Raw genomic sequence first — 22,363 nt, forward strand, 5'->3', positions numbered from 1 at the left:
ATCATGGCATTGTGGGGCGGCCGTTTTGCGGCAGGCAGTAGCAACATGTTCCGGCAGGTGAATGATTCCCTGCCGTTCGACAGAGTGATGGCAGCACAGGATATCCAGGGCTCCATTATCTGGTCACGCGGTCTTAAGAAAGCCGGTGTACTGACTGAAGATGAACAGGCGCAGTTAGAGTCTGCCCTGTCTGAACTGAAAGTACTGGCGGAGAAAGGCGAGTTGGATTTCGACGCCAGTCCGGAAGAAGACATTCACAGCTTCGTGGAAGCGGCACTTATCGATAAGCTGGGTGACATTGGTCGTAAACTGCACACAGGTCGCAGCCGTAACGATCAGGTCGCGACAGATTTTCGTTTATGGGTCCGTGAACACGTTGACTCGTTGAAAGCTGACTTAAAAGCGCTGATCCGCTCATTGCTGAATACCGCCAGCCGCCACCAGCAAGCCATTATTCCGGGGTACACCCACTTACAACGTGCCCAGCCCATTCATTTTGCACACTGGTGTTTAGCCTATGTGGAAATGTTCAAGCGTGACCTGGCACGGATGAAAGATCTGAAAAAGCGCATGAACCAGTGCCCGCTGGGCTCTGGTGCGCTTGCAGGTACCACCTATCCGGTTGACCGTCATGAACTGGCGGAAGAACTGGGCTTTGATTCACCGTGCCTGAACAGCCTGGATGCAGTATCAGACCGTGACTTCGTGCTGGAACTGCTGTTCTGTGCGTCCACCAGTATGATGCATATTTCCCGTATGGCTGAAGATCTGATTTTCTATAATTCAGGTGAAGCGGGCTTCCTGCAACTGGGTGATGCGGTAACTTCCGGCTCGTCACTGATGCCGCAGAAGAAAAACCCTGATGCACTGGAACTGATGCGTGGTAAATGCGGACGTGTTTTCGGCAGCCTGCAAGGCCTGCTGGTTACCATGAAAGGTTTGCCACTGGCATACAACAAAGACATGCAGGAAGACAAAGAAGGTGCCATTGATACCGTAAACCAATGGCATATTTGTCTGTGTATTGCTGTTGAAGTGCTCGACTCACTGTCGCTGAATGAAGAGCGTTGCCGTGAAGCCGCCCAGCAGGGCTATGCTAACGCCACCGAACTGGCCGATTATCTGGTAGGTAAGGGCATTCCGTTCCGTACCGGCCATGATATTGCAGGTAAAGTGGTGCTGGCAGCCATCGACAAAGGCTGTGCCATCGAAGATTTACCGCTGGCTGATTTACAGGCCATCTGCGATAAAATCGAAGACGATGTGTATCCGGTACTGCAACTGGAATACGGCGTTAACCAACGCAATATTCTGGGCGGCACCAGCCAGGAAACAGTGACCAAAGCACTGTATCAGGAGCTGGAAAATCTGGATAAGCTGGGGTAACACGAAAAATGGTGTTAGCTCATCATGATGGCATAAAACTCTTTCGCAGCTCGCTGCCGTACATCAACGCGCACAGAGGAAAAACCTTTGTGCTGATGTTCGGTGGTGAGGCCATCGAACAGAGTAACTTTGCCAACATTATTCACGATATCGCCCTGCTCGCCAGCTTAGGTGTACGTCTGGTGCTGGTGCACGGTGCCCGTCCGCAAATTGACGAACGGGTTAGCATGCGGGGCATCGAAGGTCGTTTTCTCGACGGTGTCCGCATTACCGACAAGCAAACCCTGGAATGCGTCAAAGATGCCGCCGGTTCAGTGCGTAGCCACGTAGAAGCACTGCTGACCATGGGACTGCCCAACTCACCTATGCACGGCGCACAAATTCGCGTGTGTACAGGTAATCTGGTCGTCGCTAAACCTATGGGTGTACGCAGCGGCATCGATTATGAAAACACCGGCCTGGTGCGCCGGATTGATACCACAGGTATCAACGATCATCTGAATGACGGCTCGATTGTTCTGCTTTCTCCGATGGGGTATTCCACCACCGGAGAAGTGTTCAACTTATCCCATGAAGATGTGGCGACGCAGGCTGCGATTGCACTAAAAGCAGATAAAATTATCGTTTTCTCCAAAGACGACGGTATTCGTCATAACGACGGCAAATTACTGCGCACCATTGAACGTCCGCAACTGGAAGAGCTCATTTTTGAAGAGCAAATTCAGACTGAGCAAACGGTGTTAAGTGCACTGACCACCAGTGTGGCAGCCGGCATCCCCCGTGCTCACTGTATCAGCTATGAAACTGACGGTGCATTGTTGCAGGAATTGTTCACCCGTGACGGTGCCGGTTCGCTGGTGATGGAGCACCATTACGAGCAGTTACGTGGTGCCACCATCGAAGATGTGGGCGGTATCATTAACCTCATCAAGCCGCTGGAAGAAAGTGGCGCGCTGGTGAAACGTTCCCGTGAACGCCTTGAGAATGAAATCAATCAGTTCATTATCATTGTGCGTGACGGCATGATCATCGCCTGTGCGGCGCTGTATCTCTATCCGGAAGAAGGCAAAGCGGAGCTGGCTTGTGTGGCAACACACCCGGACTACCGTGGCAAAAACCGGGCAGAGCGCATTCTGGAAGAAGTGAAACGTCGTGCACTGGATTCAGGTATACATACCTTGTTTGTTCTGACTACGCTGACAGCACACTGGTTTCTGGAACACGGTTTCCGTCCTTCAGATCTCGGCGAACTGCCGCAGGCGAAAAAGGAACTGTATAACTTCCAGCGTAACTCGAAGATTTTCACCCTCGGGCTGTAATTTACTTTGTATAACAACCTGCCATCCGGCAGGTTGTTTTTTTATGACACTGTCCTCATCCCCTGAACACATCAAATAGCAAAAGATAATCATTCTCATTAGTGGTAAAATCGGTCGTTGCATTTACCTGATTCGTTATCAGGCATCAATTTGCAGTCGCACTCACGTTTTTCGTTATTCAGGCTATCAATATGTTTATCAGAGTTTTGATTTTTTCACTTTTCAGTTTTTCTCTTAGTCACGTCTCACCCGTAAACGCTCAACCGGATCTTACTATAACAACCGGTAAAACCGTGGCTGATACCGGCGCCCCGGGCTACCGCTTCACCCGTTTACAATTCACCAGACACGACGCAAAACACGATACGCAGAAGGCGTACCGGGTGAACCTGGCGATACCGGAAGCACCGGCGCCGGAAAAGGGCTATCCTTTACTCATCATGCTCGATGGTAATGCTGCACTGATGGAAGTTTCTGCAGACTTACTAAGTGAGCTGTCGCAAAGCGCAGTCCCGCCGGTACTGGCATTCCTCGCTCATGACAACGATCTGCGCATAGACGGCGATGCCCGCGCCTATGACTACACACCGGCCGTCAATGAGTCTGCATTAAGCGCTAAAGAGCAACGTCCCGGCAGAGAGTATGGTGGCGCAGACGGATACTTGTCTTTTATCACCGGTAAGGTCGTTCCTGCCATTTCAGACAATACCCCGGTTAACCCTGAGAAGACGGGATTATGGGGTCATTCCTATGGCGGTATTTTCGTTTTGCACGCCCTGTTTACCCGGCCAGACAGCTTCGCGTTCTACGCCCCTGTCGATCCGTCACTGTGGTGGGGAGAAGGCTATATTTTATCTGAGGAGCAAGACCTGCTAGCGGAAAGCCCGGTTGACATTAAAGACAAAAGCCTGTTAGTAGTCACGGGTTCTGGCGGTGAAGCAAAACGCCGCCCGCGGGGAGATCGGGATGCCGCAACACTGGCTGCCGTGTATAAAGCCAGAGAAGCGGTTCCTGCCGGTGAAACCGCCAGAATGGTTGAACGTTTGAAAGCAGCCGGTGTTGATGCTGAAATGACTACGCTTCAGGGCCTGTCTCACGGAGAAACGCTGGGAGCGTCACTACCCTACGTATTCAGACAGTTCGCCAGATAAACACTTCTCACTGACAGATATATTATCAGCCGCTGTTCTGTCTCAGGGACAGCGGCATCAGCGGATGCGCTTAATCTCAGCTTCATCCAGCTTGATGACATAGGCATTCCCACCAATGCCATTGAACTCCTCATCGGTCAGTACGATGGTATTGCTGTTATAAAACGCCACCGCTTCCTTTTGGGTCACGATACCTAAATCAATCCGTGAGACATCGCCGGAAAAGAAATTATCTCCTTCAAAGTTCTCAAACAACCATAAGCTGGTGGAGTCCAGCAGAACCAGCATATCCCTTTCAGGGTTTAAGGCCGCCGACGTGATCCAACAGAGTTTTTCCAGTGTGGTGCAGGTTTGAAATGAGCCCAGTAATTCAGCTTCAAAATTCGCGGCATAGTCACCGATACGGTACAGGTTGGTCAGACCGTCAAAAGGAATAGTACGGTTTTTGGTAAACAGATACAGATTGTGGTCAAATTCCACGAATGCTTCCAAATCAAAATTACGGTGTTCCGGCGGGATTGGAGAACCGTCCATTTCCGGATAAGTAAATTTGATGATTTCAGCTTCCGTCGTATCGGTTTTAATATCGATTGGATTTTCTATTTTGTATACCGTCAGCCATTTTCTGGACTGATCGTTATTGCCGAAATCCCCTAAGAAAAAATGCCCGAAGGCATCCTGCGTCATATCTTCCCAATCGATATTTTTCGCGTTGGTCACATGGATTTTTCGAACAATACTGCCGTCGTCATCCAGTTGATAGAGCACCGGGTCATCGCCACCATCATTAATCGCCCATAACCGGTCTTTCTTATCGAACTCGATACCGGAAATCTCCCGCAGATGGGGATCAAGATTAACGCGCTTTTTACTGTAAAGATCGTGCACAGCAGTGAGCGTAACAATGCCAGCCACGGACGCAGCAAGGCCAATAAAAGCAAACAGGATTTTTACCATGATGGATTATGGGGGAATTTTGTCACGCTAGAGATGGAAATGGATAATAACAGATTAAAGTCAGGGGCCGGAAATTATTCCCCGGTCCCCAATAGCCGTGATTTCATGTAGTTCGCCAGCGCCAGTGCGTCTGTATCTTGTGATTGCTGCAAAGCCTGATAAACGCCTTGCTGATCAGCCTGTGACTTGTGCTGATTCAGTTTCTCTTTACCTTCCAGCGTGTCCACCTGAATACGAAATCCGGTGGTTGCACCGGATAACTTATTCACATAGTCGTCAGACATAATACTTTTATCCCCGGTGAGTCCCGGATCGTAGGTTTCCACCAGTGTCATCATGGCGGCAAGGTTTGCCTCATCCTCAACAAGTTCCAGCGTCCCGTAAGCATGTACAGCAGCATAATTCCATGTGGGGACGTTTGGCTTACTGGCATACCAGCGGGGAGAAATATAGCTGTGAGGGCCGGAAAAAATCACCAGCACCCGCTGACCATCTGTGTCCCGCCACTGAGGATTCGCCTTCGCCATATGACCCAGCAGTTGCCCTTCCTGTTCACGAACCACAAAAGGTAAATGTGTGGCGGTGAGATCAGGTGTAATCATCGCACCGAAGCTGTGCGCTTTAATGAACGACCAGGTTTGTCCGCCCGCAGGCATACGCATGTTTTTAGGAATAAACATCAGGTTCCTGCCTCATGGATATCTTCATTAAGTTTTTTATGCAGCCAGAGCCGGCGGATGGTATTTAAATTCACCGCAATCAGGGTAAGTTCCAGCAACGTGGTGCCTATAGACCCCACCAGTATATTATTAGTCAGCCAGCACAATGCACCAATTATGAAGCCAATGCGCATAGAAATGCCGGTGAGACAAAAAACCGCATAGGTGCCTACGCAACTGCCGAGAATGGGGAACAAGTCTTTCCAACTGTCTGCCAGCCAGATCCCCCACCCCATCGTAAAAGCAATGAACCAGAAAGCCACCACCGGCGAACTGGTTTTCAGCGATAACCCGGTTCGCAAAACGGCCAGCAGCGCGCTTACGGCTGCCGTAATGGCATTCAAAAGGAAAAAGTGGAAGGCATGATTAAGGTTCATCACCACCATCATCAGTTTCAGATGCCGGTCGTCTTTCTGGTAAAAGCACAGTATGCCAAGCACAAAGCTTAGCAGCCCCACTGCCTGGGCAAAGTCTATCTCAGGGAGAGTCATGTAAGATGAGGGTAAACGCGTTGATACCGTTAAAGTATCAACTAAGCAGCCACCACGCAATGATTGTCCAAAGTCGCCTGGCTGGCCGGTTCAAATGTAAACCTCTGGTGTGAAATCTCAGAATAATCTGAGATGCTTTCACACCAGATAAGAATAAAAGAGCGGACAGTCCATTGCCCGCAAACAGGCTCAATTGTCAAAGTTGGCTATTGTTACTTCGTTAGCAGCAACCGTGACTTCTTTGACAGTTAAAAAAGAAAATTCGTTATCATCGTCGGTTTCAGGCTCGTCCAGATGACCCAGACAGGTCAGTGCCAGCGTGTAATCGCCGGCTTCCAGATAGCCCAGCCCGTAAGATGATTGATCGAAACTGGTCTCGGTATTAACCGTTGCTATCGCGACCGGGCGGAACTCAGTATCTGTGGCACTGGTGTCTGCGTCATCCCCTAAGGAGGCCACATCCAGGCCCGTGCCTTCAAATACGTAAACAGCATTACCGTAAGTAAAGTCAGACTTCACAGAACAAGCTGCCTGAGTCAGCAATGACTCCCCGACACGGCCTTCAATGCCGCCGGCTTCGCTGTTATCGACCAGGCGTATTCCCCGTGGCTTCAGGAACACCTCATCCTGACCTTGCGGATCCACCAGGCTTTTACGTAAATCAAATTCGACGGTAAATGTCTGTTCCTCTCCGGCCAGCGCAGTAAAACCGTCTAACTTCACTTCACCGGAAGGTACGGACAAAGGCCAGGTGCCATCATCCATAACCACGTAAGACGCTTCAGACACAGGGATTCGAATTTGCGTGTATTCACCGGCGGGCAATTCAAAATCTTCTATCAACGATGCAAATGCATTTCCCTGAAGGGTAAGCAAATCTATCTCGCGGGGATCGCCGTTACTGTCTGTGACATCGATGGTGATTGCATCACCATTCCCGCGTAACTCAACGGTGCTGAAAAATACGACCACTTCACTGGCGTTATCCACCGGCGCATCTGAGATATTTAGTGTGAAATTAGAGAAAAACGTTTCTGTATCTTCGACCTGAGTCACTTCACTACCACTGCCACCACCACAGGCAGTCAGTAGCGAAACAGAAGAAATAATAAGAGCCGCGGGGCCTGCCTGCTTCAGAGCACGACTAATTTTCTTTGTATAGCGCTTCATTACTGCACCAGCTCCTTTTTTCATTATTATTCTCCGTTTTCTCTGCATTGCTGTTTCAATATCACTTAAATTCTATATAGGCGTTAACCAGAATTTGTTCCTGTGCCATGGTCATATCAAGCAGTGTGCCAAAGAAAAAAAGAGCTTATAAAACAAAAAATTAACTAACAACACAGTGGGTGACTTAGTCATTTTTGAAGTGAAAACGTAGCGATGTACCGACACTTTCCGGCCCGTGCAGGCGGTTTTTTAGTTTACGTATGCGTTCGTTTACTTTTTAGCCGCAGAGCGTTCAGTTTTTCTTCAACCTGTATGCAAAGCCGTTCACACCGAACGAAAGATCAATAAGTTAAGGGTACATGCAAGAAGATAAATTCCTGTTCCTCGTGTAAGGTATTGTTGCTTATCCCATACTATGATCATTTTTTGATCAATTATCTTGTCCCATCTGGCCTGCAGTGCTATTTTGAATTTGTTGAGTCGTCAAAAGGGAATTGCGACCATCCCGAAGCTTATGGATAAGTTCGCGCAGTCAACTCCGCCATCTTTTGTTCAACACCGGAATCGGGTGTTGTTTCTAATATCGTCATAAATCCAGCCTGATCCGGTTTACTTATTACACCTATCAGAGGAATTGATTGTGAAAAGGAATAATCCAGGCTCAGGTTGTGCATCCCAGGTACAATCCCTCGCCAAACCCGTTATAACCGTTATCAGCGCTTTGTTTTTTGCGACCGCCTGTATGTCTACCAGTCCTAAAATGGGCGGTAGTGATTCTGGCGCTGTAAGTGGTGGAGCCGGCGGGGCATCTGCAGCTAACAATAATACTCAGTTGGAAAACTGCGACGAAACCCTCGGTACACTCAGTGTGTTTGAAGACACTTCTTTACCCTGGTGGTCCGAATACCGCAGGACCTACCCTAAATTAGGCAGCACGATTCCAGTGATCCGCCTGATGATTCAGCAATCCAACTGCTTTGTAATTGTCGAGCGGGGCCGTGCTATGAATGCCATGAATACTGAACGGCAGTTGATGCAGTCCGGACAGTTGCGATCAGGCTCAAACATTGGTGGCGGTCAGATGGTTGCCGCAGACTATACTCTCAGCCCTTCCGTGTTGTTTGCAGAAAAAACACAGGGCGGTAAAGCCATAGGCGGTGCATTATTTGGCGCGCTGGGCTCTATCGTGGGCGGCGGCTTCAGTAAAAACGAAGCGGCAACCTCGTTACTGCTCATTGATAACCGCTCCGGTGTTCAGGTTTCATCATCCACAGGCAGCGCAGCGAATCATGACTTCAGTCTGTTTGGGGGCATGTTTGCTGGTGCGGCAGCCGGTGGCGCCGGGGGTTTCTCGAAAACACCGGAAGGTAAAATGCTGGTAACTGCGTTTGCCGATTCTTACAACCAGATGGTAATGGCCCTGCGCACATATAAGGCTCAGGAAGTAAAAGGCGGCCTGGGTAAAGGCGGATTGCTAACGGTAGGCGGCGCAGATGACGCCATGCCCGAAGCGACGGATGCCGGTCCTATCGTTACCACAGCCACAACCACCACTGCCGTTTATGTAGACCCTACACCTACACGGGTGACCGTATCTGAACGTGAGTCGTACAACTTTGCTGTTGATGAGTATGATGAGCAGGCTTTCAACAAATATTACGACTGGTTAAAAACCTATGGTCCGATGATGACTACTTTCGTGTCCATAGATCCTGACAAAACAGATTCAAGCATATTTGGAGGTATGACTATTGCTTCAGTTGCGTCAATGTTGCTAACACAACTGGATTCACAACGCATCGAGTTGGAAGCCTGGCCATATCAGGCAAGGGCTCAGGCCTGGAGTAAAATGGGTAAACGCATTGAACAACATACAGAGCTATTTGAACGTAACCGGATGCTGGCCCTTAAAAATGAAAAATTAGATCCGGATGTCCGCAGTATCATCGAAAGCATTCAGGTAGTAACCAAAGAATCGCTCTTCCCTGAAGGGATTTAAGCGAAAGGATAACCGAAGGAACTCATCTCCAAGGGGTTGCATCTTTAAAAACGAAAAGACCGTACAACTTGCGTTGCACGGTCTTTTTTTATTCGCAGTCAATGCGGCCGGCGCTGAATAATACCGGTATGCTTTATACTGGTATTAGCGGCTCCGGCTTTACTGTGCTTAAATACTTACCCGCTTATACGGGCGGTATTCAGCCTGCCAGAAGTTTTTCTCAATACTCGCTTTCAGGGCCTCGTCCGTCATTTCCAGCGCCAGATCCTGCTCCATAGCCACTTTCGCCACGGCAAAGGCGATGTCTTTGCTCAGAGTTGCAATTTCAGTAAGTGGCGGCAGTAAGCAGCCTTCACCGGTATTAGCCATAGGTGATGCCGACGCCAGCGCATTACTGGCTGCCATCAACATTTCATCACTGATGAGCTTTGCCTTACCCGCAATAACACCCAAGCCAATCCCCGGGAAGATATAACTGTTGTTACACTGGGCAACAGGATACACCTTACCGTTGTACTCAACAGGTTTGAACGGGCTGCCGGTAGCAATGATGACCTCGCCGTCTGTCCACTCAATAACTTGCTCAGGCCGGGCTTCAACCTGTCGTGACGGATTACTCAACGGGAAGATAATGGGCAGTTCGCAATGACTCTTCATTGCGCGGATAACCTGCTCAGTGAACAGACCCGGCTGACCGGACACACCTATCAGCACATCAGGCTGAGCACAATGCATCACATCCAGCAACGACGGGAATTTACCGGAGAACGTCCAGCCTGCAATGTCTTCCTGACTGTGCTGCAGCTTCGCCTGGAAGTCACGTAAGCCTTCCATACCTTCGGTCAGCAAGCCAAAACGGTCAATCATAAAGACCTGCTTGCGCGCCTGCGCATCAGTCAGTCCTTCCGACACCATTTGCTGGATCAGCATTTCTGCAATACCGCAACCTGCTGAGCCGGCACCGACAAAGACCACTTTCATCTCAGACAATTTGCGCTGAGTGGTCCGGCAGGCTGCCAGAATGGTACCCAGAGTCACCGCTGCGGTGCCCTGAATGTCATCATTGAAACAGCAGATTTCGTTGCGGTAGCGTTGCAATAAAGGCATCGCATTTGGCTGAGCAAAATCTTCGAACTGAATCATTACTTCCGGCCAGCGGCGTTTAACCGCTTTAATGAACATGTCGACAAATTCGTCATATTCTTCCTGACCGATACGCGGATGGCGCGCGCCCATGTACATCGGGTCGTTTAACAGTTTTTCGTTGTTGGTACCCACGTCCAGCATGACAGGTAACGTGTATGCCGGGCTGATACCACCACAAGCGGTATACAGCGACAGTTTACCGATTGGAATACCCATGCCGCCGATCCCCTGGTCACCGAGACCCAGGATCCGCTCACCGTCAGTCACAACAATCACTTTTACTTTACGTTTTGTTGCGTTCCTGACGATATCATCCAGTTGATGACGTTCTTCCCAGGAAACAAAAAGTCCGCGGGAACTGCGATAGATGTCAGAAAACTGCTCACAGGCATCACCTACTGTAGGGGTGTAGATGATGGGCATCATTTCTTCAATATGTGACTGGATAAGGCGATAGAACAGGGTTTCGTTATTATCCTGAATGGCCCGCAGATAGATGTGCTTATTCAGAGCATCATCAAAAGAACTGTATTGCATGAACGCACGTTCAACCTGTTCTTCGATTGACTCATACCTTGGCGGAAGTAATCCGGTCAGGTTGAAAGAGGCCCGTTCACGGGCCGTAAAAGCACTGCCCTTGTTCAACAAGGGCGTTTCTAACAGTGAGGGTCCAGCGTGGGGTATATATAAATATCGGTTTGACTCGTCTGACATTGTTTATCCGATTTATTGTTGGGAATGTAGCCCGGCCAAAACCTTCTCGCCTAAAAGATTTCCTCTGGCTCGGGCGCTGCGTTTTCGTCACCTTGTGCAGGATCGACGATTTCATCGTCAAGCACGAACACCTTCGGTTCGGTGCCTTGCGCAAAGTATTCAAATAGTGTCGTATGGTCTGTTCGTCTGGTCAACTTTCCTGTGCCCCTGTCGATACGAACTCGTACCACTCCTTCCGGAATGGCCATCGGTTCTTCCGGCACACCATCGAGTATTTTCTGCATAAACCGGATCCAGGCAGGTTGCGCCGCTTTCGCGCCATCTTCACCACCAATCATGGCATTACCCAGCCAGTTAAACTTCTCAGGATTACGGTTGATCAGATTCTGATTACGGGTAGAGCGGCCAAGATTACGGTTCATATCGTCAAATCCTACCCAGGCTGTTGCGATAATGTCCCGATGAAATCCGCTGAACCACGTATCCCGCGCATCATTGGTTGTACCTGTTTTGCCCGACAGGTCATCCCGCTGCAGAATATTTCTCGCCCGCCAGCCAGTACCCATCCAGTAGGTTTTCTTGCTCCAGCTGCCATTGGCACGTACACCGGTTCGCATCATATCAGCTACCAGGAAGGCATTTTGTGCACTGATCACTCTTGGTGCTGAGCGCTTTTCTGCTGAATCGTCAGTTGTGACCGGCAAGCCTTTGCCCAGACCGCCCTCAGCATTCAGCTGGGCTTCCAGCATAGCCTCTACATTGTCTTCACTGTAGTCCTGAGCAGCCGCGCCCGCTATTTGCTCACCGCTTTCAGAGCACGGGTTGCACGCCCACGCCGGAGAAGCTTGCCACAATTGCTCTCCCTGCTCATTGAGCACACGGTCTATAAAGTATGGAGTAATCAGGTAACCGCCGTTGGCGATAACAGACATGGCCCTTACGACTTCCAGCGGCGTGTGCGCGCCGGAACCCAGTGACACGGTTTCATCGTTAGGCACTTCGTCTTTATCGAAGCCAAATTTTGCCAGATGCTCTCTGGCTTTTTGTAATCCCACACCCCGTAGCAAACGCACTGAGACCACGTTCTTCGATTTACCCAGTGCCACACGCATACGGATTGGTCCGTCGTATTCCGGAGGTGAGTTCTGCGGACGCCAGGCCACGCCGGTGGTGGCATCCCACTGATTAATCGGCGCATCATTAATGACGGATGCCAGGGTATAGCCATTTTCCAGCGCAGCGGAATAGATAAAGGGTTTAATATTTGAACCTACCTGACGCTTGGCCTGGGTAGCACGGTTAAACTGGCTCTGATAGAAGCTGTAGCCGCCAACCACAGCCTCAGCCGCACCGTTATGAGGATTGAGAGCAATGAGAGCACCGCTGACCGCCGGAATTTGTGCCAGCCGCCACTGCTCGTCCTGCATGCGGATATAAATCACAGCACCGGGAGAAACAATATCCGATGCGGTTTCAGGTTCATCTCCCTGACGGGAATCGGTAATGTAAGGACGGGCCCAATCGAGACCTTCCCAGTTAATCAAACGCTCTACGCCATTCAGGTCGGTCACTGTTATCGACGGCTCTTCTTCCGGTGTGGCAGGATCAAAGACCTGCGTGACCACCGCAGGCACCAGCGGGTGGAAATGCGGCACCGCATCCAGCGCAGTTCGCACTTCATCCGGCGTCCATTGTTTGTTTTGATCGGTCAGGGCCAGAGGATTTTCTTCCGGCTCATCATCCTCATCTTTCGCAGGCTTGTTCCACAACCAGGTCACCGGGCCTCTGTAACCATGACGTTCATCATAGTCGTGTAAGTTACGTACAACTGCATCCTGTGCCGCTTGCTGAATATCAGACGGCGCAGTGGCATATACCTGATATCCCCCGGTTTCAGCCTCTTCCTTCCCGTAGATTTCAACCATCTCGTTGTAGATCAGATCAGCAAGGTACGGGGCGTCGAGATCTATTTCAGCGCCGTGTTTACGTGCTGTTACCGGCGCACCGGCGGCTTCATTAAACTCAGCCTTCGTGATAAAGCCCTCATCCAGCATACGTAATAACACAATACGCCGGCGCTCAACCGAACGTTCCGGCCGGCTTACAGGATTCAGCACCGATGGCGCCTGCGGTAAACCGGCAATCGTAGCGAGTTGGGCAAGGTTCAGTTCTTTTAAATTCTTCCCGTAATACACCTGGGCAGCGGCACCGAAGCCAAATGCACGGTGACCAAGTTCAACTTTGTTCAGGTATAGCTCGAGGATTTCCTGCTTACTCAGCACCTGCTCCATGTGAATCGCAATGAAAATTTCTTTGATCTTACGGATGAAGGTTTTATCGCGGGTCAGGAAGAATCCGCGGGCGAGCTGCATGGTGAGCGTACTGGCGCCCTGCTGCTTTTCACCGGTGATAATTAAATTGAAAGCCGCCCGTGCCACACCGATAGGATCGATACCATAGTGTTCATAAAAACGGCTGTCTTCCGTAGCAATTACCGCCTGAATCAATTTTTCAGGTACGTCCTCAAGTTTTACCGGGATCCGCCGTTTAACTCCATATTGAGAAATTAATTTTCCATCATAGGTATAAATTCTCATGGGTGTTTGTAAGCGTACATCCTTCAGGACAGTAACACTTGGCAGGTCTGGTTTGATATAAAAATAAATACCGGCAAGTGCCGCTACGCCTAGCGTGCCGCCAATAATTGCAATCAGAAAAAGGGATTTTATGTACTTCACGAAGTTTTCATTACCAAGAGTGTTACGCCGGTTAGTGTCAGAAATTTATACCTATGTACCTGTATCATAACCATACAGTTTAAATATTTTGCGTTACATTCTACCTTAGAGTATTAATTCTGAAATTCCGGACGCCAGCAAATGAAATCGCTGTTTAAGAAAAAGCTGCCACCTATTGTGGGCCTTGACATAGGCACTCGTCAAATAAAAGCAGTGTTGATTGAACGCAATGCCAAAGGCTTTGTGCTGCAGGCGTTCGCATGCGAGCCCATCTCGAAACGGGCGTTTTCCGAGCGTGAAATCAAAGATTTCGACGCCATCAGTATTACGCTGAAGAAAATTAAGAAAGTACTGAAAACGAAGGTTAAAGCGGTCAATATTGCCGTAGCGGGCTCGTCTGTGATCAGTAAAGTGGTACACATGGACCCGGAACAGTCTGATTTCGAACTGGAAGGTCAGATTGAAATCGAAGCAGACAGCCTGATCCCCTATCCTCTCGAGGAAGTGTATCTGGACTTCGAAGTACTCGGCCCCAGTAAAACCTACCCCGGCAAAGACAATGTGCTCCTTTCTGCTGCCCACAAAGACCTGGTCGACAGCCGTATTACTCTGGTAAGAGAAGTTCCCTTCGAGCCTAAAGTGGTTGATATGGAAGGTTATGCGCTGGGTAATGCACTGTTTTACTTCCATCCTCTGGAAAATGAGGACGAGAAGATTTGCTGTATCAACCTGGGAGCTTCACTGCTGCAAATCTGTGTATGGCAGAACGGTGAAGTGATTTACACCAAAGAACATGCTTTTGGCATGAATATGCTGATTCAGGATCTCGCGGCCATCAATATGATGGAGCCCGACGAGGTAGAAAAACAAATTCTGCTGGGCACGCTGCCGGGTAACTGGCAACAGGATACTCTGCCCATTTTTGCTGCCAATCTGCAGCAACAGATCCAGCGGGCCATTCAAATGTACGTGTCTACATTACACGGTGATCGCCCGGAGAAAATTGTCTTCGCCGGCGGCGGTGCCACCATACCGGAACTTGTCGAGTCATTGAGACAGGACCTGGGTATGGAAATAGAAGTATTTAATCCTTTTGAAGGTATGACCGTTAATCCCAAACTCGATCAGGAAAAACTGGCGGCGCTGGCCCCCCAGCTTGCCCTTGCCGCGGGTCTGGCCAGCCGGAGCTTTAGCGAATGGCACATGTAAACCTGCTTACGTGGCGGGAAAAACAACGCCAGCAACAAAAACAACAGTATCTGATCCTTATTCTTGGCATCGCCATTTTTGTCGGTGCAATTTTCTGGGCTGTGGGTCAGGTCATTGATGCACAAATCCGTAATCAGAATTCCCGCAATAATTACCTCAAACAAGAAATTGCTGTTCTGAATAAGCAAATTGCAGAAATCCAGAAAATTAAAGAAGCGAAGAAAGCGATTGAACAGCGCATGGCACTGATTGAACAGCTTCAGGTCAGCCGGAACGTTGCTCCCTCGGTGTTTGATGAGCTGGCCAGAATCCTGCCAGCCGGTGTGTCTTTTACTTCCATGAGAAGACTGGGGAACAGTATTGAAATACAGGGGCTGAGTGATTCCAATAACCGCCTGTCAGATTTTATGCGCCGGCTTGATAACTCTCCGGTATTTTCGGGCGGTGAATTGTCATCTATTAAAGCAGACACATCGGCCAGTGACGCAGTAAGCGACTTCACACTTAAATTTAATATCAGCCCGGAAGTTGCACCACGCATTGAACAACCTTCTGCGGGAGGTAATAAAAAATGAGTTTTGATTTTAGTAAGCTGAAAGAACTCAACGAACTGGACTTCGAACAAGTCGCCATCTGGTCGAAAGAAGTCAAACTGGTGGTTATGCTGTTCGTGATTATCGTGGTTGGTGCATTGAGCTACTGGTTCATTGTAAAACCTAAGCTCCCTGTGCTTGAACAGGCAGAAATTGAAGAGCAGGAACTGAAAATGCAGTTCCAGGCCAAATACCGTATCGCGGTGAACCTCAATGCTTACATGGAACAGTTAAAGCAAATTGAAGCCGATTTCTCTACCATGCTACGTTCACTGCCCACCAGTAACGAAACGCCGGGACTACTGGACGACATTACCTACGTAGGTACTACGTCAGGCCTGACTTTTAAGTTACTGAACTGGCAGCAGGAAGTGCCGAAAGAATTCTATACTGAATTACCTATCGAAATTGAGGTATCAGGCGGCTATCACAACTTTGGTGAATTTGTGTCTGAAATAGCCGATTTACCAAGGATCGTTACTCTGCACGATTTTGAGATTGTACACGAAGCGGACCGTCTGAACCTGCAGATGCAAGCGAAAACCTACCGTACTTCCATGAATTCTCAACAGGGAGCAAAACAGCCATGATGTTAAAATCGTCACGTTTTGTTCTGCTTGCAGCACTGGTTTCTGTACTTTCTGCCTGTGGCGCACGGGTGGACGACCTGGTGTCGTATATCCAGCAGGTAAAAGCTACAACGCAGGTACAGGTTGACCCGTACCCTGAGTTCAAATCCCAACCTGCTTTTGAATATGAAGCCTCTTCTTTCAGAAGCCCTTTCGCCCGTCCGGTGGATCGCACCTCTCCGGTGGTCGTCGCCACAAACAACAATTGTTTACAGCCTGATTTTGACCGCAGAAAAGAAGAACTTGAGAAGTATGGTCTTGATTCTCTGACGTTATCTGGCACATTTAGCACGCAGGGTGTACGCTGGGTATTGTTCAAGACCAACGAGGGCAGCCTGTTAAAAGCCCGTGAAGGAAGTCATGTCGGTTTGTTTTACGGAAAAATTAAGTCAATTGGCACCGAATCCATTATTATTGAACAATTGCTACCCGACGGAGCGGGATGCTGGCAACGGGAACAAACCACGCTGTCGATGAATGCAGCGGCAGGAGATAATAACAATGTCTGAGCGATACCTTTTCAATAAAAAGCTGCACAACCGGAGCCGCAGATGGCTTTGGGTGGGTGGCTCTGTGGCTGCGCTGGTGATTTTTAATGTCCTGGCTGCGCCGGCTATTGCCCAGGAACAGGAAACCGTACTGCTGGATCCTTACGCTGAAGTCGATAAGATCTTCAACTCAACCCTGACCAATATCGATTTTTCCCGTGAAGCCGACAACATGGCTGTCACCGTTATCGAATTTGATAACGACAACTTTTCGCCGCAACTCATTGAGGCACAGGGAAAACTCACCATCACTCTGCCCAAAACTGAACTCGGAGATGACCAGCTGGTTGAACTCGATGTGGTTCAGTTCGGCACAGAGGTGCAGTCTATTGAGACGTTCCAGGACGAAGAAAGTGCCAGCCTTGTAATCAATTACAAAGGCACCGTGCTGGCCCGCCACCGCAAGCAGGGCAATACTCTGCGTATTGAACTACAGCCGATGAGTAAAGAAGAACTGGCTGAACTTGATAAAGATCCGGAATACTCAGGCAAGCCTATTTCACTGGACTTCCAGGACGTACCGGTTCGTCAGGTGCTGCAAATCATTGCTCAAACCAATGGCTTCAACCTGGTAACTACAGACACGGTTACCGGCAACGTAACTATTCGCCTTGAAGGGGTGCCCTGGGATCAGGCACTGGCGATGATTCTTAAAATCAAAGGGCTGGATAAGCGCATGGAAGGCAATATTCTGCTGGTTGCTCCTGCAGAAGAATTGACCGCGCGGGAAACTGCCCAGTTACAATCGAAAAAGCAGGTGTCAGATCTGGCACCGCTGACTACATCGAATATCACGGTGAATTACGCAAAGGCGGATGCCATTGCGCAAATCCTGAAATCGCAGGATGGCGGCATTTTGTCAGACCGTGGTTCAGTCACAGTAGATGAACGTACCAACACGCTGTTGCTGAAAGATACTCAGGAGTCTATCGATGAAGCCCGCGCTGTTATTGATGCGCTGGATATTCCGGTCAAGCAGGTACTCATCGAATCCCGTATGGTCACGGTACGTGACAATGTTGATGAAGAACTCGGCGTACGCTGGGGTATCACAGATACCCAAAGCAACGGTGCGATTTCAGGTTCACTGGAAGGTGCGGATTCTGCGTCCTCTGGCAGCGTACCGGACATTTCTGACCGGCTGAATGTGAACCTGCCGGTAACCACCACAGGTGTCGCCCGCATTGGTTTTCAGATTGCCGATTTAATAGACGGTAACATCCTGGATTTGGAGCTGTCAGCACTGGAGTCGGAGAATAAAGGTGAAATCATTGCCAGTCCCCGTATTACAGTCGCTAACCAGCATGAAGCTTATATTGAGCAGGGTACAGAAATTCCTTATGTACAGGCGACCTCCAGCGGCGCTACGTCAGTAGAGTTTAAGAAAGCGGTACTGAGCCTTAAAGTGACACCACACATTACCCCTGATAACCGGATCATTCTTGATTTGGTAGTTACTCAGGATACCCGTGGTGAAACGGTTGATACATCTACCGGCCCGGCGGTTGCCATTGATACGCAGGAAATCCAGACACAAGTGCTGGTAGATAATGGCGAAACTGTGGTGCTGGGTGGTATTTTCCAGCAAACCAGTACCTCAGATGTATCCAAAGTGCCGTTATTCGGCGATTTACCGGTAGTTGGAAATTTATTTAAAAGAAACGCCTCTGTGTATCAGAAACGGGAGCTGCTCATTTTCGTCACACCGAAGATCGTAACAGAATCTTTGTAAGACTTTTCACAACGTAACGTCAAAATAACCCCGAACGGCAGACCAGTTAACCGGTCTGTCGTTGTTATTTATAGCGCTAACGTGCTGATTTCAAAGTCTATCGATTAAAAGTACAACAAAACTTGCATCGCTGCCCGTGAAACTGAGATAATCCCGCTCTCGAAAATAAAGCGAGGTTTTAAGCGTTGTGCCTGTTGTTGAAGTGAACGGGCGCAAGTGAATGGGTAGTCCCGAAGGCAAGACCACTACCCCTAACAGAATAAAAGTTGTGATATAAGCAAATATGGCTGAAAAACGTAATATCTTTTTAATTGGCCCCATGGGTGCTGGCAAAAGCACCATCGGCAGACACCTTGCAGACGAACTTCACCTAGATTTTTTTGATTCCGACCAGGAAATTGAGCGCCGTACCGGTGCTGATATTACATGGATTTTTGACCTGGAAGGTGAAGAAGGTTTCCGCAAGCGCGAAGAAAACGTCATAAACGATCTTACGGACAAGCAAGGTATCGTGTTGGCGACAGGTGGCGGTTCAGTAACCAATAAAGCTGTGCGTAACCGTTTATCTGCCCGGGGTATCGTTGTATACCTGCAAACTACTATCGACAAGCAAGTCGCCCGTACTCAACGTGACAAGCGTCGTCCTCTGCTGCAAAAAGGTGAACCGGAGCAAATCCTGCGTAACCTTGCTGAGGAACGTAACCCGCTTTACGAAGAAGTGGCGGATTACATTGTTGATACTGATGATCAGTCTGCCCGTGCGGTAGCTAACCAAATCATCAGCAAAATCGGATTATAAGTAACATTCAGGAATAGGGGCGCTGCGTGATGTCGATGTTAACTGTAGAACTCGGAGATCGTAGCTACCCGATTCACATAGAAGCGGGCTTACTCTCAAAGCCTGCTGTTCTCTCTCCTTATATCAAAGGCCCGCTGGCTGTCATTATTACTAATGATGTAGTGGCACCGCTTTATCTTGAAAAAGCAAAAGCAGCCTGTGGCGATGTGCATATTGAAACCATCATTATCCCCGATGGTGAGCAACATAAATCTCTGGAACAATTCGGCGTTATCATGACACGTCTGCTGGAGATGAATGCTGCCAGAGATACCACCCTTATTGCGTTGGGCGGTGGGGTAATCGGTGATTTATGCGGATTTGCTGCCGCGTCTTACCAGCGTGGCGTTCCGTTTATACAGGTTCCCACCACCCTGCTCTCTCAGGTTGATTCATCCGTTGGCGGTAAAACCGCGGTTAATCATCCACTTGGGAAAAACATGATTGGCGCGTTCTACCAGCCGGTTTTTGTCGCCATCGATACTGATACCCAATCTACCCTTCCGGCCAGAGAATTTGCGGCCGGCATGGCTGAAGTCATTAAGTACGGCATAATTTATGACAAAAATTTCTTCAAGTGGTTGGAAGATCATGCCGATAAGCTTAAAACACTGGAAACTAAAACACTGGCAGACGCCATCTACCGTTGCTGTGAGATAAAAGCAGACGTGGTAGCCAAGGATGAGCGGGAAGGCGGATTGCGTGCCATACTTAACCTCGGTCACACATTTGGTCATGCTATCGAAGCAGAACAGGGATATGGAAATTGGTTGCACGGTGAAGCCGTAGCAGCTGGTACAGTAATTGCGTGTCAGGCTGCAGAAGCACTGAATTGGATGGATGCGTCAGAAAGTCGTCGGGTTATTGCCCTGATGGCAGCGTTCGACCTTCCGGTAGCGGGTCCCGACAGCATGAACAAAGATGCCTATATGAAGCATATGCGCCGGGATAAAAAAGTCGAAGCGGGTAATATCCGTTTTGTTATTCCGCAAGGTATCGGACATGCGGTTGTGACTAAAGACGTCAGCGACGAAATTTTAACGCAACTTCTTCGCTGACCGGCAACCTGCGCATAAGTATCGCCAGACATTCAATGGTAAGTGCGTAACACCAGTAATCAGCTGAGGGTAATCAGGTGCAATCTGAATTGCATGAAAGACTGGAATATCTGGTCAACTATTCTTCACAACTAATTTTTGTAAGCGGGGATTCCGCTGCTCAGCAAAAAAAGACGCTGGAATCTTTTGTGTTCCAGCAACACGACGAGACAGAAATCGCCTATGTGACAGCCGATCCTACTATGGAGCTGTCAGATTATCGTCGTCAACTTTGCAGACAATTACTGGGTACACTGGTTGGCAGCTATGTACGGCCGCTGAATGAGTTGCTTGCAGGGCTTAACGAGCATGTTGGTCCCATTCTCATAACCATTACCCAGGCGGAGCATGTACCGGACGAACTGCTTCAGGAGCTGTGGGATCTGGTACTGCAAAGCCGTTTTGCAGGCAATAAGCAACATTTGAATGTATTACTGTTCGGTGAGTCAACCTGGGCGGAGAGAGCCCGGAAATGGCTACCGGCAAAAAACACCGATACGCCTCTGCTTATAAGCAGTCAGTCAGTGGCGACTCAACAACCTGGCTCAGAGTTAGATACTATGATTGAGAACCGACGTAAGGCTTTTCACGAGCACCTGGCTAAACGCAATGGTCAGGAGGAACATCTGCAAACAAGAAGTACCAGTGTACTGGCTTCCCCTCTCTTCATTTCACTTGTCGCAGTGATGTTTGTTGCCGTTTTCGGTGGCCTGATTTACATGCAGTATGGCGATGATATCAAGGCCCTGTTTGGCCCTATTGATGACCAGTTCCCGCCAGTATCCTCCGTTGAACCGGGCTCAGCGTTTGATGAACTGAAAGATCCTGCACAAAAAGCCGTGCAGGAAGATAAACCCGTCGTCTCCTGGGACAAGGCTGTTGCCGCTATCGATGAAAAAGACCAGTATCAACCAACTGCTGAAGACAATGCCCAGCCGGAAGACTTACTCAGCTTTATCGAAGATGTGACGGCTGAGAAAGTGGAAGTACCGGTATCGCAGGATACCCCTGCAGAACCGGAGACTGATACTGGATCTGAAGCCTCATCATTCAGTACCGAAAGCGATTTCTCCGATACAACCGCTGAAAACGCATCCGCAGACGAATTAATCGCATCTATTACTGATACCAGTGAAGAGATTGAAGAAGCGCCGGCACAAGAGCAGGAAGTGACACCAGTCAGAACAAGCATTCCCCGTGAGCCTATGGCATCAGCAGGTTTTGATGAATTCGTATCTGGTCGTAAGGTGCAGCCAGCTCAGCCAGAACCTCAAAGACGTTCTGAACCGGAGAAGCCGCTGATCACCGAAGCCAAAGTGGGTCGCAAACCTATGGTGCTGGAGAGCCGTCCTAAAGGACAAATCCGTGATATTCCGGAAGAACCGGCTCAGGTATCACCGCCCCCGGCTGACGAACCAGCCCGCATTGCTACCCGTACGCAAGTACCTGCAACTGAAACGGCACAGCCTGTCCGTGAGGTCGCCAGAGTGACACCTCCTGCCACACCTTCTGTAAGCCCCCGTGCGGTTGAGGTCACCGAATCCCGTACCAGTCCGGCGCCGTCTGTACCTGAAACACCGGCCAGAGCAGAACCGGTATTCAGTGGCAGTGGCAACTATGACAATGAACAACTGTTTAACAGTATTCAGGCAGATGATTACATCGTTCAGCTAGCCGGCCTGAAAGATGAAACCCTGATGAAAGAGTTCATCAAAGACAACAACATGGAAAGCTTCATCTGGATTTACCGCACTCAGCGTTACGGCGGTGACTGGTTTGTTATTTTATACAATGACAAATTCGACGCTTTTTCAGAAGCTAACAATGCTGTGGCGACCATCCCGCCCTTCCAGGGCCGTGAAAAAATCTTCATCAAGCGGGGCCGCAATGTTCTGGAAGAAATTGAAAAGGTAAGCCAATAATGGCT

Annotated in this window: 18 protein-coding genes; 12 read left to right on the forward strand and 6 right to left on the reverse strand. The window is 49.3% G+C overall.

Annotated elements, in window-relative coordinates; genetic code table 11:
* Window positions 1–3 precede the first annotated feature (3 nt).
* The 3 genes from argH to ACXAGR_RS03605 all read left to right on the forward strand — a co-directional run bounded on the left by argH (window position 4) and on the right by ACXAGR_RS03605 (window position 3,856).
* The gene (gene argH / locus ACXAGR_RS03595) at window positions 4–1,386 is read left to right on the forward strand and encodes an argininosuccinate lyase (RefSeq protein WP_474848182.1); all 1,383 of its coding nucleotides are present in this window, start codon (window positions 4–6) and stop codon (window positions 1,384–1,386) included.
* Window positions 1,387–1,394: 8 nt separating this feature from the next.
* On the forward strand, window positions 1,395–2,705 hold the full coding sequence (argA, locus tag ACXAGR_RS03600; protein ID WP_474841440.1) for an amino-acid N-acetyltransferase: 1,311 nt from the start codon (window positions 1,395–1,397) through the stop codon (window positions 2,703–2,705).
* A gap of 293 nt (window positions 2,706–2,998) precedes the next feature.
* Complete coding sequence (locus tag ACXAGR_RS03605) at window positions 2,999–3,856, forward strand: alpha/beta hydrolase (RefSeq protein WP_474848184.1); 858 nt, start codon at window positions 2,999–3,001, stop codon at window positions 3,854–3,856.
* Between the two features lie 57 nt (window positions 3,857–3,913).
* Here ACXAGR_RS03605 and ACXAGR_RS03610 read toward each other — a convergent pair whose 3' ends face one another.
* The 4 genes from ACXAGR_RS03610 to ACXAGR_RS03625 all read right to left on the reverse strand — a co-directional run bounded on the left by ACXAGR_RS03610 (window position 3,914) and on the right by ACXAGR_RS03625 (window position 7,217).
* Window positions 3,914–4,813 carry a hypothetical protein gene (locus ACXAGR_RS03610; protein ID WP_474848186.1) on the reverse strand — a complete coding sequence of 300 codons (900 nt, stop codon included), beginning with the start codon at window positions 4,811–4,813 and terminating at the stop codon, window positions 3,914–3,916.
* A gap of 74 nt (window positions 4,814–4,887) precedes the next feature.
* Window positions 4,888–5,493, reverse strand: a complete 606-nt coding sequence (locus ACXAGR_RS03615; RefSeq protein ID WP_474848188.1) for an FMN-binding negative transcriptional regulator — start codon at window positions 5,491–5,493, stop codon at window positions 4,888–4,890.
* Complete coding sequence (locus ACXAGR_RS03620; protein WP_474848189.1) at window positions 5,493–6,023, reverse strand: YgjV family protein; 531 nt, start codon at window positions 6,021–6,023, stop codon at window positions 5,493–5,495. Before ACXAGR_RS03620 ends, ACXAGR_RS03615 begins: the two co-directional genes overlap by 1 nt.
* Before the next feature lie 189 nt (window positions 6,024–6,212).
* Complete coding sequence (locus ACXAGR_RS03625; protein WP_474848191.1) at window positions 6,213–7,217, reverse strand: DUF4382 domain-containing protein; 1,005 nt, start codon at window positions 7,215–7,217, stop codon at window positions 6,213–6,215.
* A gap of 616 nt (window positions 7,218–7,833) precedes the next feature.
* On the opposite strand from ACXAGR_RS03625, the gene ACXAGR_RS03630 reads away from it, so the two are divergent.
* Entirely contained in the window at window positions 7,834–9,192 is a 1,359-nt protein-coding gene (locus tag ACXAGR_RS03630; RefSeq protein ID WP_303572021.1) for a CsgG/HfaB family protein, read from the forward strand.
* A gap of 168 nt (window positions 9,193–9,360) precedes the next feature.
* Here ACXAGR_RS03630 and ACXAGR_RS03635 read toward each other — a convergent pair whose 3' ends face one another.
* Together ACXAGR_RS03635 and ACXAGR_RS03640 are read right to left on the reverse strand one after the other, a co-directional pair.
* Window positions 9,361–11,052, reverse strand: coding sequence for an NAD-dependent malic enzyme (locus tag ACXAGR_RS03635; protein WP_474841452.1), 1,692 nt, complete (start codon window positions 11,050–11,052; stop codon window positions 9,361–9,363).
* 50 nt (window positions 11,053–11,102) lie between these two features.
* Complete coding sequence (locus ACXAGR_RS03640) at window positions 11,103–13,790, reverse strand: penicillin-binding protein 1A (protein ID WP_474848194.1); 2,688 nt, start codon at window positions 13,788–13,790, stop codon at window positions 11,103–11,105.
* 141 nt (window positions 13,791–13,931) lie between these two features.
* Here ACXAGR_RS03640 and pilM point away from each other — a divergent pair, with 141 nt between their 5' ends.
* From pilM to ACXAGR_RS03680, 8 genes are all read left to right on the forward strand, one after another.
* Window positions 13,932–14,999 (forward strand): type IV pilus assembly protein PilM, encoded by a 1,068-nt coding sequence (pilM, locus tag ACXAGR_RS03645; RefSeq protein ID WP_119502735.1) that lies wholly within the window; start codon window positions 13,932–13,934, stop codon window positions 14,997–14,999.
* A complete protein-coding gene (locus tag ACXAGR_RS03650; RefSeq protein ID WP_474848196.1) occupies window positions 14,987–15,574 on the forward strand; it encodes a PilN domain-containing protein in 588 nt (195 codons plus the stop codon). The genes pilM and ACXAGR_RS03650 overlap by 13 nt, the downstream gene beginning before the upstream one ends.
* Window positions 15,571–16,182 (forward strand): type IV pilus inner membrane component PilO, encoded by a 612-nt coding sequence (locus ACXAGR_RS03655; protein ID WP_119502737.1) that lies wholly within the window; start codon window positions 15,571–15,573, stop codon window positions 16,180–16,182. Before ACXAGR_RS03650 ends, ACXAGR_RS03655 begins: the two co-directional genes overlap by 4 nt.
* On the forward strand, window positions 16,179–16,730 hold the full coding sequence (locus tag ACXAGR_RS03660) for a pilus assembly protein PilP (protein ID WP_232373409.1): 552 nt from the start codon (window positions 16,179–16,181) through the stop codon (window positions 16,728–16,730). The genes ACXAGR_RS03655 and ACXAGR_RS03660 overlap by 4 nt, the downstream gene beginning before the upstream one ends.
* Window positions 16,723–18,501: a type IV pilus secretin PilQ gene (locus ACXAGR_RS03665; RefSeq protein WP_474848198.1), complete on the forward strand. Its 1,779-nt coding sequence runs from the start codon at window positions 16,723–16,725 to the stop codon at window positions 18,499–18,501. Before ACXAGR_RS03660 ends, ACXAGR_RS03665 begins: the two co-directional genes overlap by 8 nt.
* Window positions 18,502–18,784: 283 nt before the next feature.
* Window positions 18,785–19,300, forward strand: a complete 516-nt coding sequence (gene aroK, locus ACXAGR_RS03670; protein ID WP_119502739.1) for a shikimate kinase AroK — start codon at window positions 18,785–18,787, stop codon at window positions 19,298–19,300.
* Between the two features lie 29 nt (window positions 19,301–19,329).
* Window positions 19,330–20,397 (forward strand): 3-dehydroquinate synthase, encoded by a 1,068-nt coding sequence (gene aroB, locus ACXAGR_RS03675; protein ID WP_119502740.1) that lies wholly within the window; start codon window positions 19,330–19,332, stop codon window positions 20,395–20,397.
* A 77-nt stretch (window positions 20,398–20,474) separates the two neighbouring features.
* Complete coding sequence (locus tag ACXAGR_RS03680) at window positions 20,475–22,358, forward strand: hypothetical protein (RefSeq protein ID WP_474848200.1); 1,884 nt, start codon at window positions 20,475–20,477, stop codon at window positions 22,356–22,358.
* Window positions 22,359–22,363: the final 5 nt, after the last annotated feature.

The organism is Alteromonas sp. ABH4_457, assembly GCF_056160625.1.